The organism is Rhodanobacter geophilus, from assembly GCF_040812275.1.
Taxonomy (GTDB): Bacteria; Pseudomonadota; Gammaproteobacteria; order Xanthomonadales; family Rhodanobacteraceae; genus Rhodanobacter_A; species Rhodanobacter_A geophilus.
The window spans coordinates 1-14,703 of record NZ_JBFOHL010000018.1 but is presented as its reverse complement, the minus strand read 5'-3'; the positions used below and the strand labels follow the sequence as shown (position 1 = coordinate 14,703).

Annotated in this window: 7 protein-coding genes, 1 pseudogene and 1 riboswitch; of the genes and pseudogenes, 6 read left to right on the top strand and 2 right to left on the bottom strand. The window is 69.8% G+C overall.

What is annotated here, in order from left to right; all coding sequences use genetic code 11:
* Nucleotides 1-49: 49 nt before the first annotated feature.
* Nucleotides 50-1,489, bottom strand: a complete 1,440-nt coding sequence (gene ahcY / locus ABQJ56_RS15830) for an adenosylhomocysteinase (protein WP_367845986.1) — start codon at nucleotides 1,487-1,489, stop codon at nucleotides 50-52.
* 80 nt (nucleotides 1,490-1,569) lie between these two features.
* A riboswitch (S-adenosyl-L-homocysteine riboswitch) is annotated at nucleotides 1,570-1,647 on the bottom strand.
* A 146-nt stretch (nucleotides 1,648-1,793) separates the two neighbouring features.
* Here ahcY and ppc point away from each other — a divergent pair.
* From ppc to ABQJ56_RS15800, 6 genes are all read left to right on the top strand, one after another.
* Nucleotides 1,794-4,619, top strand: a complete 2,826-nt coding sequence (gene ppc / locus ABQJ56_RS15825; RefSeq protein WP_367845985.1) for a phosphoenolpyruvate carboxylase — start codon at nucleotides 1,794-1,796, stop codon at nucleotides 4,617-4,619.
* Between the two features lie 166 nt (nucleotides 4,620-4,785).
* Nucleotides 4,786-6,039 (top strand): efflux RND transporter periplasmic adaptor subunit, encoded by a 1,254-nt coding sequence (locus ABQJ56_RS15820; protein ID WP_367845984.1) that lies wholly within the window; start codon nucleotides 4,786-4,788, stop codon nucleotides 6,037-6,039.
* 158 nt (nucleotides 6,040-6,197) lie between these two features.
* The gene (locus ABQJ56_RS15815; protein ID WP_367845983.1) at nucleotides 6,198-6,962 is read left to right on the top strand and encodes an ABC transporter ATP-binding protein; all 765 of its coding nucleotides are present in this window, start codon (nucleotides 6,198-6,200) and stop codon (nucleotides 6,960-6,962) included.
* On the top strand, nucleotides 6,959-9,430 hold the full coding sequence (locus tag ABQJ56_RS15810; protein WP_367845982.1) for an ABC transporter permease: 2,472 nt from the start codon (nucleotides 6,959-6,961) through the stop codon (nucleotides 9,428-9,430). Before ABQJ56_RS15815 ends, ABQJ56_RS15810 begins: the two co-directional genes overlap by 4 nt.
* Before the next feature lie 24 nt (nucleotides 9,431-9,454).
* Nucleotides 9,455-11,902: an ADOP family duplicated permease gene (locus tag ABQJ56_RS15805; RefSeq protein ID WP_367845981.1), complete on the top strand. Its 2,448-nt coding sequence runs from the start codon at nucleotides 9,455-9,457 to the stop codon at nucleotides 11,900-11,902.
* 2 nt (nucleotides 11,903-11,904) lie between these two features.
* On the top strand, nucleotides 11,905-14,313 hold the full coding sequence (locus ABQJ56_RS15800) for an ADOP family duplicated permease (RefSeq protein WP_367845980.1): 2,409 nt from the start codon (nucleotides 11,905-11,907) through the stop codon (nucleotides 14,311-14,313).
* Nucleotides 14,314-14,323: 10 nt separating this feature from the next.
* Here the strand turns inward: ABQJ56_RS15800 and ABQJ56_RS15795 are convergent.
* Nucleotides 14,324-14,569 (bottom strand): annotated as a pseudogene (locus ABQJ56_RS15795) (HepT-like ribonuclease domain-containing protein); the annotation flags it as partial.
* Between the last annotated feature and the right edge of the window lie 134 nt (nucleotides 14,570-14,703).

Here is a 14,703-nt window from a genome sequence, read left to right as displayed (position 1 = left end):
GCGCCTCGCGGCGCCCGTTGTGTTTTGCACGTAGCCGAAACACGCTCAGTCAGTAGCGGTAGTGGTCCGGCTTGTACGGGCCTTCCACCGGCACGCCAAGGTATGCGGCCTGCTCGGCGCTGAGCGTGGTGAGCTTCACGCCGATCTTCTCCAGGTGCAGGCGCGCGACTTCCTCGTCCAGCTTCTTCGGCAGGATGTAGACCTTGGCTTCGTAGCTGTCCTTGTGCGCCCACAGGTCGATCTGCGCCAGGGTCTGGTTGGAGAACGAGTTCGACATCACGAAGCTGGGATGGCCGGTGGCGCAGCCCAGGTTCACCAGCCGGCCTTCGGCGAGCAGGAAGATGCTGCTGCCGTTCTTGAACGTGTACTTGTCCACCTGCGGCTTGATGTTGAGGCGTTCGGCGCCGGAGGCGTTCAGCGCGTCGACCTGGATCTCGTTGTCGAAGTGGCCGATGTTGCAGACGATGGCCTGGTCCTTCATCGCCTGCATGTGGGCCAGGGTCAGCACGTCCTTGTTGCCGGTGGTGGTGACGTAGATGTCGCCGCGGCCCAGCGTGCTCTCGACGGTGTTGACCTCGAAGCCTTCCATCGCCGCCTGCAGCGCGTTGATCGGGTCGATCTCGGTGACCACCACGCGGGCGCCGTAGGCACGCAGGCTGTGCGCGCAGCCCTTGCCCACGTCGCCGTAGCCGCAGACCACGGCCAGCTTGCCGGCCAGCATCACGTCCATCGCGCGCTTCAGGCCATCGGCCAGCGATTCGCGGCAGCCGTACAGGTTGTCGAACTTGCTCTTGGTCACCGAGTCGTTGACGTTGATCGCGGGCACCAGCAGCTTCTTCGCCTCGGCGAGCTGGTACAGGCGGTGCACGCCGGTGGTGGTTTCCTCGGAGACGCCCTTCCAGTCGGCGACGACGCGGGTCCAGTAGCCCGGGCGCTCCCTGGCGACGCGCTTCAGCAGGTTCTTGATGACCTGCTCCTCGTGGCTGCCCGAGGCGCTGTTGACCCAGCTCTCGTCGCCCTTTTCCAGCTCGTAGCCCTTGTGGATCAGCAGGGTCACGTCGCCGCCGTCGTCGACGACCAGCTGCGGGCCGAGGAAGCCGCCCTTGCCGTCGGGGAAGGACAGCGCGTCCAGCGTGCAGTCCCAGTATTCCTCCAGCGTCTCGCCCTTCCACGCGAACACCGGCGTGCCGGTCCTGGCGATGGCGGCGGCGGCGTGGTCCTGCGTGCTGAAGATGTTGCACGAGGCCCAGCGCACGTCGGCGCCGATGTCCTTCAGCGTCTCGATCAGCACCGCGGTCTGGATGGTCATGTGCAGCGAGCCGGTGACGCGCACGCCCTTCAGCGGCGTGGAGGCGGCGTACTTGCGGCGGATAGCCATCAGGCCCGGCATCTCGTGCTCGGCGATGTCCAGTTCCTTGCGACCGAAATCGGAGAGGCCGATGTCGCGGATCTTGTAGTCGTGGGTGTTTTCTTTGAGTGCGGCGTTCATGTGCAGCTCCGGTTCTGGTGGGGAGGCCGGCCGGGTGTGGCCGGTATCGCGGACGCATCCGCGGGAGCGGAGACATCGCGACAAACCGGGCGCCGTTGCAGAAAGAAACCATCGAGCCTGGCCGTGAACATGTCACGGTCGCAGCGCCCCTCGACGGGAATGGATGATTATAGCGGCGCGGACACCACCATGCCTTCGACGAGGCTGCGCACAGGCCGATCGAAGGGTTTTGCGGCATTGCAGCAAAAGTGTCACGCTTGCGCTAGGCTTGGTCTTCCGCCCCCTGCGAGCCGATGCCGTCGTGATGAACGCCACCCGCAGTCCCGAGCCCGCCTTGCCCGATGCGCCGCTGCGCGACGACGTGCGCCGGCTCGGCGCCCTGGTCGGCCGCATGCTGGCCGAGCAGGTGGCGCCGGCCTTCCTCGACGAGGTGGAGCGCGTACGCGTCGCCGCCATCGCGCGCCGGCAGGAGGGCGCGCCGCTGGCCGGGCTGGCCGATCCGCTGGGCGGGCTCGACGTGGCGCATGCGGAAGCGCTGGCGCGTGCCTTCGCCACCTATTTCAACGCGGTGAACATCGCCGAGCGCGTGCATCGCATCCGCCGCCGCCGCGACTACCAGCGCGAGGGTGGTGCACCGCAGCCGGAGTCGCTGCGCGACGTGCTGGAGCGGCTGAAGGCGCAGGGCGTGACCGCGGACGAACTGCTGGAATGGCTGCTGCGACTGGAAGTGGAGCCGGTGTTCACCGCGCACCCCACCGAGGCGGTGCGTGCCTCGTTGCTGGAGAAGGAGCAGGCGATCGTGCGCGCCCTGGTCGACGGCTTCGACGGCGGCCGCACGCCGCAGGAGCGCGGCGAGGACGAGGAGCGCATCCACATGGCGCTCACCGCCGGCTGGCAGACCGCCGAGGCCTCGCCGGTGCGGCCCAGCGTGCAGGACGAACGCGACCACGTGGACTTCTATCTCGCCGATCCGATCTACCGCATCGTGCCGGCGCTCTACGAATCGCTGGCCGACGCGTTGCAGGCGGTCTACGGCGTGGCGGTGCCCCTGCCGCGGCTGCTCTCCTTCGCCACCTGGGTGGGCGGCGACATGGACGGCAACCCCAACGTGGGCGCCGACACCATCGCCGCCAGCCTCGCCAGCCAGCGCGCGCAGGTGCTGGAGCGCTACATCGCCGACGTCGCCGCGCTGGCGCGCCTGCTCAGCCAGACCGACGGCCGGGTGCAGGTCGACCCGCGCCTGCGCCAGCGGCTGGACGACTACCGCGCGCGCTTCCCGCAGGCCGCTGCGCGCATCCGGCCGCGCTACGCCGACATGCCGTACCGCTGCCTGCTCACCATGATCGGCGCGCGGCTCGAAGCCACCCACGGCGACAAGCATCCGGAGGCCTATGCGTCCGTCGACGAACTGCGCGACGACCTCGAACTGGTCGCCGCCAGCCTGGTCGACCATCGCGGCCTGCACGCGGGCGCCTACGCGGTGCAGCGGCTGATCTGGCGCGTGCGCAGCTTCGGCTTCCACCTCGCCCGGCTCGACGTGCGCCAGGATTCGCGCGTGCACGACGACGCGCTGGCCGCCCTGCTCGGCGATCCGGACTGGGCGAAGCGCGACGTGGACGAGCGCGTGGCCGCACTGCATGCCTGCTTGCGTGGCGAGCGCGACTTCGTCGCCAGCGAGGACAGCGTGGCGTCCTCGCTGCGCGCCGTGTTCGCCACCCTGCACGATGCGCGCCGCCGTTACGGCACCGAGGCCACCGGCCTCTACATCATCAGCATGGCGCGCTCTGCCGCCGACGTGCTGGCGGTGCTGGCGCTGGCAAGGCACGGTGGCCTGGTCGAGCCTGCAGGATCATCTCCCTCTTCCCGCCGGGACGAAGCTGCTTCTACTCCCTCTCCCCGGGGGGGAGAGGAGGCGATGGCAAGGAGCGCGTTGTCTGATAAGCGCTGGGAGGCGAACGCAAGGAGCCCTGTCCCCCTCGACATCGCCCCGCTGTTCGAGACCATCGCCGACCTCAAGAACGCGCCGGCCACGCTGCGCGCCCTGCTGGCCGACCCGCTCTACCGCGCCCATCTCGCCGCGCGCGGCGACCGCCAGTGGGTGATGCTGGGCTATTCCGACAGCGGCAAGGACGGCGGCACGCTGGCCTCGCGCTGGGGCCTGCAGCGCGCCCAGGTGGAACTGCTGGAAGTGGCGCGCGAACACGGCATCGCGCTGGCCTTCTTCCACGGCCGCGGGGGTTCGGCCAGCCGCGGCGGCGCGCGCATCACGCCCGCGCTGCTGTCCTCGCCGCGAGGGTCGGTGGCGGGCACCCTGCGCGTCACCGAGCAGGGCGAGGTGATCCACCGCAAGTACGGCATCCGCGCGCTGGCGCTGCGCAACCTGGAGCAGACCGTGGGCGCGGTGCTGCGCGCCAGCCTGCGTCCGCGCGACGAGGACCGGCGAGAAACGCAGTGGCGCGAGCGCATGCACGCGCTGTCCGCGCGCAGCCGCAAGGCCTATCGCGCGCTGGTCGAGCGCGAGGGTTTCGTGGATTACTTCCGCAGCGCCACGCCGATCGACGTGATCGAGCGCATGGCGCTGGGCTCGCGCCCCTCGCGCCGGCGCAGCATGCGCGGCGTGGAAGACCTGCGCGCGATTCCCTGGGTATTCGCCTGGACGCAGTGCCGCTCCATCATCACCGGCTGGTACGGCCTGGGCAGCGCGCTGGAATGGGGCGTGGCCGAATACGGCGAGCAGGCGCTGGCCGGGATGGCGCGCGACTGGCCGTTCTTCGCCAACGCGCTGGACGACGTGGAGATGCTGCTGGCCAAGTGCGACCTCGCCATCGCCGAGGCGTTCTCGCGGCTGGCCGGCGAGTTGCACGAGCCGTTCTTCGCGCTGGTCCGCGCCGAGTTCGAGCGCAGCCGCACCTGGGTGCTCCGGCTCAAGGGCGCGGATGAACTGCTGCAGGGCGATCAGCGCCTTGCCGCCTCGATCCGCCTGCGCAATCCCTACATCGACCCGATGAGCCTGCTGCAGGTGGACCTGCTCAAGCGCTGGCGCGCGGATGATCGCCAGGACGACGCCCTGCTGCAGGCGCTGGTGGCCTGCGTCAACGGCGTGGCGCAGGGGCTGCAGAACACCGGTTGAGGCGGGCCGCGCATTCCGTCCGCGGCGCGGCGTCCGTTTGCGGACATGGCATCCGGATGCGGACGGCGCGCCGTCCCGGTCGCTGCGTGTCGCTATGGCCGGGCCTTGATCCGCAAGCTCTTTTTTCGTCGGTGTCGCTTGGCACGCGGCTTGCCATGCATGGCGCATGGATATCGCGAACCCGATCTATGGCATCCGCAAGCGCCGCCGGCTGAAACTGATGGTGGGCGGCGCGGCGCTGGCCGTGGCCGCGCTGGCGGCGCTGGTGTGGCGGCTGGGGCCGGCGTTGCCGGTGGCCGACCGCGGCAGCCTGTGGATCGACGCCGTGCAGCAGGGCGACATGCTGCGCGAAGTGCGCGCCACCGGCACCCTGGTGCCGCGCGAGATCCGCTGGCTGGCCGCCGCCACGCCGGCGCAGGTGGAACAGATCCTGGTGTGGCCGGGCACGCCGGTGCAGCCGGACACCGTGCTGATGCGACTGGCCGATCCCACCGTGGAGGACGCGCTGCGCAACGCCAGGGCGCAGGTGGCCGCGGCGCAGGCCGAAGTCGCCGCCAAGCGCGCCGAGCTGGCGTCGCAGTTGCTCGACCAGCGTTCCGCGCAGGCGCAGGCGCAGTCGGACTACGCCTCGGCCAAGGTCAAGGCCGACGCCGACACCATCGCGGCGAAGGACCACCTGATCCCGCGCGTGCAGTTCGAGCAGGGCCAGATCGCGCTGGCCCAGCTCAAGGAGCGCAGCGAAATCGAGCGGCAGCGCGTGGCCGCGTTCGCCGCCAGCATGAAGGCGCAGGTCGACGCGGTGCAGGCCGCGCTGGCGCAGCAGCAGAGCAACCTGCAATTGCGCCAGCGCCAGGCCGACGCGCTGCAGGTGAAGGCCGGCATCGCCGGCGTGCTGCAGGAAGTGGCGGTGCAGGAAGGCGCCCAGGTCGCCGCCGGCGCCAACCTCGCGCGCGTGGCCCGGCCCGACGTGCTGATCGCGCGCCTGCAGGTGCCCGAGGTGCAGGCCAAGGACGTGGCGCTGGGCATGCCGGTGAGCGTGGACACCCACAACGGCGTGGTCGACGGCAAGGTCGAGCGCATCGACCCGGCCGTGCGCAACGGCAGCGTGCAGGTGGACGTCTCCCTCGCCGGCAAGCTGCCGCCCGGCGCGCGGCCCGACCTTTCCGTCGACGGCCGCATCCTGGTCGCCCAGCTGCACGACGTGCTCTCGGTGGGACGCCCCGCGCTGGCCCAGGCCGATGCCGACCTCAGCCTGTTCCGCCTCGACCCCGGCGGCGACACCGCCACCCGCGTGCCGGTGCGCATCGGCGCCGCCTCGGTCGATCGCGTGCAGGTGCTGCGCGGGTTGAAGGCGGGTGACCGGGTGATCCTCTCCGACACCAGCCAGTGGGACAAATACGATCGCATCAAGTTGAAATGAGCGAGACAAACGGAACCCCTCTCCCTCCGGGAGAGGGGCAGGGGTGAGGGTTCAGGCGAAGACGAACGCCGCACCTTGCCCGAACCCTCATCCGGCCCTCCGGGCCACCTTCTCCCGAGGGGAGAAGGGAAACCAAAGCCTCAAGAGTGGACAGACCCATGACCCAATCCGCCAACGTCATCGCCCTCAAGGACCTGCGCAAGGTGTTCCAGACCGACGAGGTGGAAACCCACGCGCTCAGCGAGGTGCACCTCAGCATCGAGCGCGGCGAGTACGTCTCCATCTCCGGCCCGTCCGGCTGCGGCAAGACCACCCTGCTGTCGATCCTCGGCCTGCTCGACACCGCCAGCGCCGGCAGCTACGTGCTGAACGGCCACGACGTCGCCGCGCTCAACGCCGCGCAGCGCGCGCGCATCCGCAACGCCGAGATCGGCTTCATCTTCCAGGCCTTCAACCTGATCGGCGACCTCACCGTGCAGGAGAACGTGGAGCTGCCGCTCACCTACCGCGGCGGCATCGACGCCGCCGAGCGCCGCGCACGCGTGCAGGAGGCGCTGGAACGCGTGGGCATGGCGCACCGCATGCGCCACTATCCTGCGCAGCTTTCCGGCGGCCAGCAGCAGCGCGTCGCGGTGGCGCGCGCCCTGGTCGGCCGGCCCGCGATCCTGCTCGCCGACGAGCCCACCGGCAACCTCGACTCGCGCAACGGCGAGGCGGTGATGGCCCTGCTCGACGAACTGCACAAGGGCGGCGCCACCATCTGCATGGTCACCCACGACGCGCGCTACGCGGAACTCGCCCAGCGCAAGGTGCGCCTGTTCGACGGGCGAGTGGTGGACGAGGAAACCTACGACCGCCTGCGCCGCGAGGACGAATCGCGCCTCGACGCGCTGATCGGCCAGCGCATCGAGGTGGGCGAGTGAACATCGCGCTGCTGAGAGTCTGGCTCGCCGAGGTCTGGCAGGCCTGGCGCGCCAGCCTGCGCCGGCCGGGGTTCCTGCTGCTGGCGGCGGTCGTGCTGGCGCTGGGCGTGGGTTCGGCCAGTGCCGTGTTCACCCTGATCGACGGCGTGCTGCTGCGACCCCTGCCTTATCCGCAGCCGCAGCGACTGGTGGCGCTTGGGCGTCTCGAACAGGGCAACGTGACGGCCGTGTCGCCACAGCAATACCAGCAGCTGGCCGGTCTGCCGGGCGTGGAATCGCTGGGCATCTTCAAGGGCGATCCCGTCGCCGCGAACATCGCCGGCGACGGCGAGCCGGTGCAGGTGCCGGCGCTGGAAATCGACCACGGCCTGTTGCCCACGCTGCGCGTGCAGCCCGCGCTGGGGCGCAACTTCACCGCACAGGAAGACCGGCCGCACGGGCCGCCGGTGGTGCTGCTCTACCACGGCTTCTGGCTGCGTCGCTTCGGCGGCAATCCCGCGGCGGTCGGCCAGACCATGGAAGTGGAAGGCGTGGCGCACACCATCGTCGGCGTGTTGCCGGAAGGCTTCGACCTCGGGCAAGCCTCGATTGCGCTGCCCACGACGTTCCCCGCCCACTCGCGCGACGACGGCACCAACTACACCGCGGTGGCGCGGCTGGCGCAGGGCGCCACGCGCGAGGCACTGGGCGCGCAGGTGGACACGCGGCTGCATGCTTTCTATGTCGCAGAAGGCAACGCCGCCTACAGCAGCGACTACTGGCGCCGCTCGCATTTCGGCGTGCAGGATTTCGGCGCGAAGCAGCACCAGGATCAGCGCGCGACCGCGCTGATGTGGCTGGCCTGCGCCGCGTTGCTGTTGCTGATCGCGCTGGTCAACCTCACCAACCTGATGATGCTGCGCGCGATGGGACGCAGCCACGAGGCTTCCGTGCGCGGCGCGCTCGGCGCGTCGTCGTGGCGCGTGGCCTTGCCTTCGATGGCGGAAGGCGTGCTGGTCGGTCTTTTCGGCGTGTTGCTCGGGCAGGCCTTGGCTGCGGCGGGTCTGCTGGCCTTGCGCACATGGATGCCGGTCGACTGGATGGCGGTGGAGTGGACGCGCCCCGGCGGCCTGAGCCTCGGCTGGTCCGCATGGGCGCTGGCCATCGCGGTCGGCTTGTTCGGTGCCTTGGTTGCCACCGTTCTGGGTTTGTGGCGTGGCCGCACCGCGCTGTCGATGGACAGCCTGCGCGAAGGCGGTCGTAGCGGCTTCAGCCGGCGCAGCGGCCTGCTGGGCCGCGTGCTGGTGATCGCGCAGGTGGCGCTGGCCTCGCTGCTGTTGTGCACGGCGGGCGTGTTCCTGCGCACCCTGCTCGACAACGCGAAGGTCGATCTCGGCTTCGATGCACGCGGCGTGCTCACCTTCGAGCTGGCGCCGGTCAAGGCCACCTATCCCGATGCGGCCTCCGTGCAGGCCCTGTCGCAGCGGCTGGTCGAGCGCCTGCGCCGGATTCCCGGCGTGCGCCAGGCCGAGGCAGGCACCAACCTGCCGGCGGGCGACTCCAGCGGCCAGTGGAACGAGGGTGACCTGCACGTGCCGGGCGGTGAAGCATTCAATGCGCAGTTCCGTGGCGTTTCCCCGGCCTTCTTCGAGGTGTTCGGCATACGCCTGCGCCAGGGGCGCCTGTTCGCCGATAGCGACGTGCGCGGCGGCGAAGCGGTGGCCATCGTCAACCGGAAGTTCGCGGACACGTACTACGGCGGCCATGCTCTGGGGCAGATCATCCAGCAGGGCTCGGGTGCGGGCATGCTCTCGGCGCGCATCGTCGGCGTGGTGGCCGACACCTACCAGTTCGGGCCGGAAGACCCGGATTCGGTGCTGCCCATCCTCTACCTGCCGCTGGCGCAGGTGGACGACGACAGCCTGCGCATGTTCCGTAACTATGAACCGCTGCGCTTTGCCATCAAGGTGCAGGGTGATCCCGACGGCTATCGCAACGGAGTGAAGCAGGCGGTGGCCGAAGTGGCGCCCGACCAGCCGATCAGCCACGTGCGCAGCATGGCTTGGGTGGTGCACGACACCACCACCGACACGGAATTCAACCTCATGCTGGTCGGCCTGCTCGGTGGCCTGGCCCTGCTGCTGGCTGGCGTAGGCATGTACGCGGTGATGGCGGTGGCGGTCGCTGCGCGCGAACGCGAGTTCGGCGTGCGCGCGGCGCTGGGCGCATCGCCGCGCCGCCTGTTGCTGCTGGTGCTGCGCGGCGGCCTGTTGCAGATCGTGTTCGGCCTCGCGGCAGGCGTGGTGCTGGGCGCGGCGGGGTCGAGCGTGCTGCGTGCCGTGGTGGCGCAACTGGGGCGCAGCGTATTCGACCCGTGGGCCATCCTCGTCGCCTGCGCGGTGCTGGCGTGTTCCGGGGTGCTGGCTTGCCTGGCGCCGGCCCTGCGTGCCGGGCGCACGGCGCCGATGCATGCCTTGCGCGGGGAATGAAGCCATGGAAAGGGGAATTCGTGCATGAACACCTGGCTCACCGAAATCTGGCGCGCATGGCGCGCCAGCCTGCGCCGCCCCGGCTTCCTGCTGCTGGCGAGCAGCGTGCTGGCGCTGGGCATCGGCGCCAGCGTGGCGGTGGCCACGCTGATCCAGAACACCTTGTGGCGGCCGTTGCCGGTGCCGCAGCCGGAACGATTGGCCATGCTGGGCAAGCTGCACGTCAATTTCAACGGCGTCCTCGGCAGCATCTCGCCACACGAATACCAGTTTCTGGACAAGCTCGACGGTGTGACGTCGCTGGGGCTGGAACGCCCCGGCTCGATGGTGAACATTTCCGGCGAGGGCGCACCGGCGCAGGTGCCGGTGAACTACCTCGACCGCAACATGCTGCCCACGCTAGGCCTGCAGCCCGTGTTGGGGCGCAACTTCGATGCACGGGAAGATCGCCCGAACGGCCCGCCCGTGGTCATCCTCGGTCACGGCTTCTGGCTGCGCCGCTTCGGCGGCGACACGCATGTGATTGGCCGCAGCCTGCGCGTGGAAGGCGTGCCGCACACCATCGTGGGCGTGCTGCCGGCGGCCTTCAACACCGTGCTGGGGCCGGGCGACGTGATGTTGCCGGTCGCATTGCCGCGGGCGAGCCGCGACTTCAGCAACAACGGCACCTTCGCAGTCGCGCGATTGGCACCCGGCACCGATATCGCCGCGGTATCCGCCCAGGTCGATGCGCGCGAGCGGGCGATGTACCGCGACATGGCGATGGGCGGCAACTGGAAGAAGCCGCGTTTCGGTGCCGTAAACTTCACCACGGCCATGCAGCAGGGTGCGCGACCGCTATTGCTGCTGTTTCTCGCCAGCGCGTTGCTGGTGCTGCTGATCGCACTGGTCAACCTAACCAACCTGATGTTGTTGCGCGCGTTGTCGCGCAGCCACGACGCCGCGGTGCGCAGCGCGCTGGGCGCATCAACGCCGCGCCTGATGCTGCCGGCATTGGCCGAAGGCGTGCTGGTGGGCGGCATCGGTGCCTTGCTGGGGATGGCGTTTGCCGCCGTGGGCTTGGCTTTGCTGCAAGGTTTCATCCCCGCCGAATGGCTGTGGGGCGGCAGCTTGAGCATCGGCGCATCGTCATGGGCATTGGCCTTGGTCGCTGGCTTGCTGGGAGCCTTGCTCTCGGCAACGCTGGCACTATGGCGCAGCCGCAGCGCGGCTACGGTGGACGAATTGCGCGAAGGTGGCCGCAGCGGCATCGGCTCGCGCAGCGGTCGCCTGGGCCGCGTGCTGGTGGTGGCGCAGGTGGCCTTGGCGACGATGCTGTTGTGCGCGGCTGGCGTGTTCATGCACGCGCTCTACGACGCATCGCAATTGCGGCTCGGCTTTGCCGACGGCAACATGCTCACGTTCGATCTGGCACCCGTGCGGGCCGATTACCCGGACATGGCCTCGGTGTGGAATCTGTCGCAGCGACTGGTGCGGCGGATGCAGGCGATACCGGGCGTGACGGATGCCGCGGTGACTACCAACCTTCCCGCGAGCAGCGGCATGTTTGGCCAACTCCAGACTTCTCCACGCACACAGGATGGCAAGGAGTTCGGATCGCAGTACCACGGCGTCGGCCCCGGCTTCTTCGCGCTGTTCGACATACCGCTGCGCGAAGGGCGCGACTTCACGCGCGATGACACGGCAGGCAGCGAACGGGTGGCCATCGTCAGTCAGGACTTGGCGGACACGTACTACGGCGGTCACGCTCTGGGCCAGGCGATCGATGTGCCGCGTGTGGATAACGGCATGTGGAAGCTGCACATCGTCGGTGTGGTGGGTTCCACCTATCAGTACGGGCCGCTGCAACCATCGCAGCCAGTGATCTACATACCGATGTCGCAGGTGCCGGATGCGACGATGAAGGTCATCCGAGATATGGAGCCGCTGCGCTTCGCACTGCGCGGACACGGCAACCCGATGGCTTGGCAGGCCGGCATGCGCGCAGCCTTGGCGGAAGTCGCGCCCGAGCAGCCCATCGCCAACCTGCGCCCGATGGACAGCATCGTGCGCGCGACCACGCAGAACGCCCGACTCAGCCTGTGGCTGATCGGCCTGTTCGGCGCGCTGGCGCTGCTGCTGGCGGCGGCAGGCCTGTATGCGGTGATGGCGGTGGCGGTGGCCGCGCGCGAGCGCGAGTTCGGCGTGCGCATGGCGCTTGGCGCCGCGCCGCGGCGTTTGCTGGGCCTGGTGCTGCGCGGCGGCCTGATCCAGATCGTGGCAGGCCTGGCCATCGGCGTGGCCATCGCACTCGCCATCTCGCACGCGATGGCCGTGATGTTGATGACACTGCTAGGGCGCGGCAACGCCTTCGATCCGGCCGTGGTGCTTGGCGTCTGCGTGCTGCTTGCCGCAGCCGGCCTGCTGGCCTGCCTGTTGCCTGCGTTTCGCGCATCGCGCGTGGCGCCGATGCGCGCCTTGAAGGGAGAGTGACGATGATCGTGCGCGAATGCCGCGAGGCATGGCGACGGCTGGTGCGGCGGCCCGGTTATGCGCTGCTGTCGGTGGCGGTGCTGGGCGTGGGGCTGGGCGTGGCGCTGTTCCTGTTCACGCTGGTCAACACGGTGATCCTGCAGCCGCTGCCGTTTGCGCATGCCGACCGGCTGGTGGCGGTAGGCGAGCCGACGAGCAACGGCATCGGCGGCATGGACGGCGCGCAGTATCTGGAGCTGCACGACAAGCTGCGCAGCGCGGATGCGATGGGCGCGTGGACGAACGCGGGCATCACCTTCGATGGCGGCGGCGGGGCGACGTTCCATGCCAGCTGCCAGCTGACCGCTTCGATGATGCGCATGCTGGACGCGAAGCCGCTGCTGGGCCGCGGCCTGCAGCCGGCCGACGACGTGCCCGGCGCGCCGCGCGTGATCGTGTTGTCCGCGGCGATGTGGCGGCATGTGTTCGCCGCCGATCCGCACATCGTCGGTCGCGCCGTGCGGGTGAACGGCGAGTGGGCCAGCGTGGCCGGCGTGCTGCCATCGAGCTTCCGCTTCCCGGACGGCGGTACGGAAGCCTGGCTGCCGCTGCGCCTCGCTCCCGGCGAGCATGGCGACGTGGATGTGACCGCGCGGCTGGCGCCCGGCGTGCGCCTGGAACAGGCGCGCGCGGAACTGGATGCATGGGCGGGGCGCATGCAGCGCGTGATGCCGCCGGACCAGCGCATGGAGCGGCTGACCATCTACCCGATGTCGGTGAGCTATGCGCCGCTGGACCTGCGCCAGTGGGTATGGCTGATGTTCGGTGCCGGCGTGCTGGTGCTGCTGCTGGCCGGCATCAACGTGGCCAACCTGCAACTGGTGCAGACCCTGCAGCGGCGGCACGAGCTGGCGCTGCGCAGCGCGCTGGGCGGCAGCCGCGCGCGACTGGTGTTCGGGGCGCTGGTGGAGAGCCTGATGCTGGCGGCGGTGGCGCTGGCACTGGGCCTGCTGATCGCCCATGCCTGCGACCGCTGGATGCACCAGGTCTGGATCGACAGCCACCCGGGCACGGTGCCGTTCGCGCATGGCATCGATGCATGGGTGGTGGGCTTCGGCGTGGTGGTGGCGGTGCTTGGCACCCTGCTCACCGGCGGCATTCCCGCCTGGCGTGCGTCGCGTCCCGACCTGCAGGACGCCTTGCGCGACGGCAGCAAGGGGTCCGGCAGCGGCTTCGCCCGCGTGGCGAAGTGGCTGGTGGTGGCCGAGGTGGCGCTCACCGTGGTGCTGCTGGTGGGCGCTGGCACCTTCGTGCGTGCGCTGGATGCCTTGCTGGCACGGCCGGTGGCGGGGGCCGGCCATGCCGCCCAGGTGCTCACCGCCCAAGTGGCCTTGCCGGCGCAGCTGTACGCGGACGACGCGAAGCGCATCCGCTTCTTCGACAGCGTGGCGGAACGCCTGCGGCAGCAGCCGGGCGTGATCGACGCCGGCGCCTCGAACACCGTGCCCGGCGCGGTGCTGGGCAGCCACGAGGACTTTTCCCTGCCGGGGCAGCCGCAACCCGCGGACGGCTGGCCGCGGGCGCAGATGGGCATCGTCGATGCGCACTTCCCGGCGACGTTCGGCGTGAAGCTGCTGGAAGGCCGCTTCTTCGACGCGCGCGATACCGCGGACAGCGCGCCGGTGGTGGTGGTCGACGCCAAGATGGCCGCCGCGATGTGGCCGCACGCCGACGCCCTGAACCGCCCGTTGGTGCTCTATCCCGGCAAGGCCTGGGCACGCACGGCGACAGTGGTGGGTGTGGTCGAGACGCTGCAGATGGACAGCATGCTGGAACGTGCGCGGCCGGGCCTGCTGATGCCGCTCGACCAGGCGGCCACCATGGTGCCGCTGCATGCGGTGCGGCTGGTCGTGCGCACGCCTGCCGATGCCGCGACGTTCACGCCGCGGCTGAACGATGCGGTGCATGGCGTCGATCCGCAGGCTGCCGTGTATGCGGTGCGCAGCCAGGCCCGGAGCATGGCGATGGTGCGCGCGGGATTCGTGATAATGACGGACGTGTTCAGCGCGCTGGGCCTGGTGGCGCTGCTGCTGGCGGCGGCCGGCCTGTACGGCGTGCTGTCCTTTGCCGTGGCGCAGCGCACGCGCGAACTGGGTATACGCCGCGCGATCGGCGCGGGCCACGGCGCCATCGTGCGCACGGTGGCGCGGCAGCTGGCATGGCAGCTCGGCATCGGCTTGCTGGCGGGTCTCGTGCTGGCCATGCCGTGGTCGAAGCTGCTGGCCGACCCGAACCTGCGCACCCGCGCGCACGACCCGATGGTCTTCGTGCCGGTGCTGCTGCTGGTGATCGGCGTCTCCGCGTTCGCCGCGCTGGTGCCGCTGTTGCGCGCGCTGCGCGTCGACCCGGCGGTGGCGCTGCGTTATGAGTAGGCGCCGGAGTTCATTCGTCGCCTTCGGCGGCATCCCTTTTGATGGCTGGGAGGTGCCCCCGCAGTTCCGGCAGCTCCGTTTGCACCGTTTCCCAGACCACGTCGAGATTGATGTCGAAGTAGCCGTGGGCGATGCGGTTGCGCATGCCCTTCATGCTGCGCCAGGGAATGTGCGGGTGGCGTTCGACGAACGCTGCGTGGTTTTGCAGCAAACGCGTGGCGGCTTCGCCCATGACGATAAGGTTGAGGATGACGGCTTGCTGCGTGCGCTAGACCAGCAAGGGAGTCCCCCCGGCTCTGCCGGGGAGGCTGTAGAAGTTTGACGTATGCAGGAGTCCATCGGGGAAACTCCGAACGTGAGCCGCCAAGCACACGAAACGGAGCATCCCGA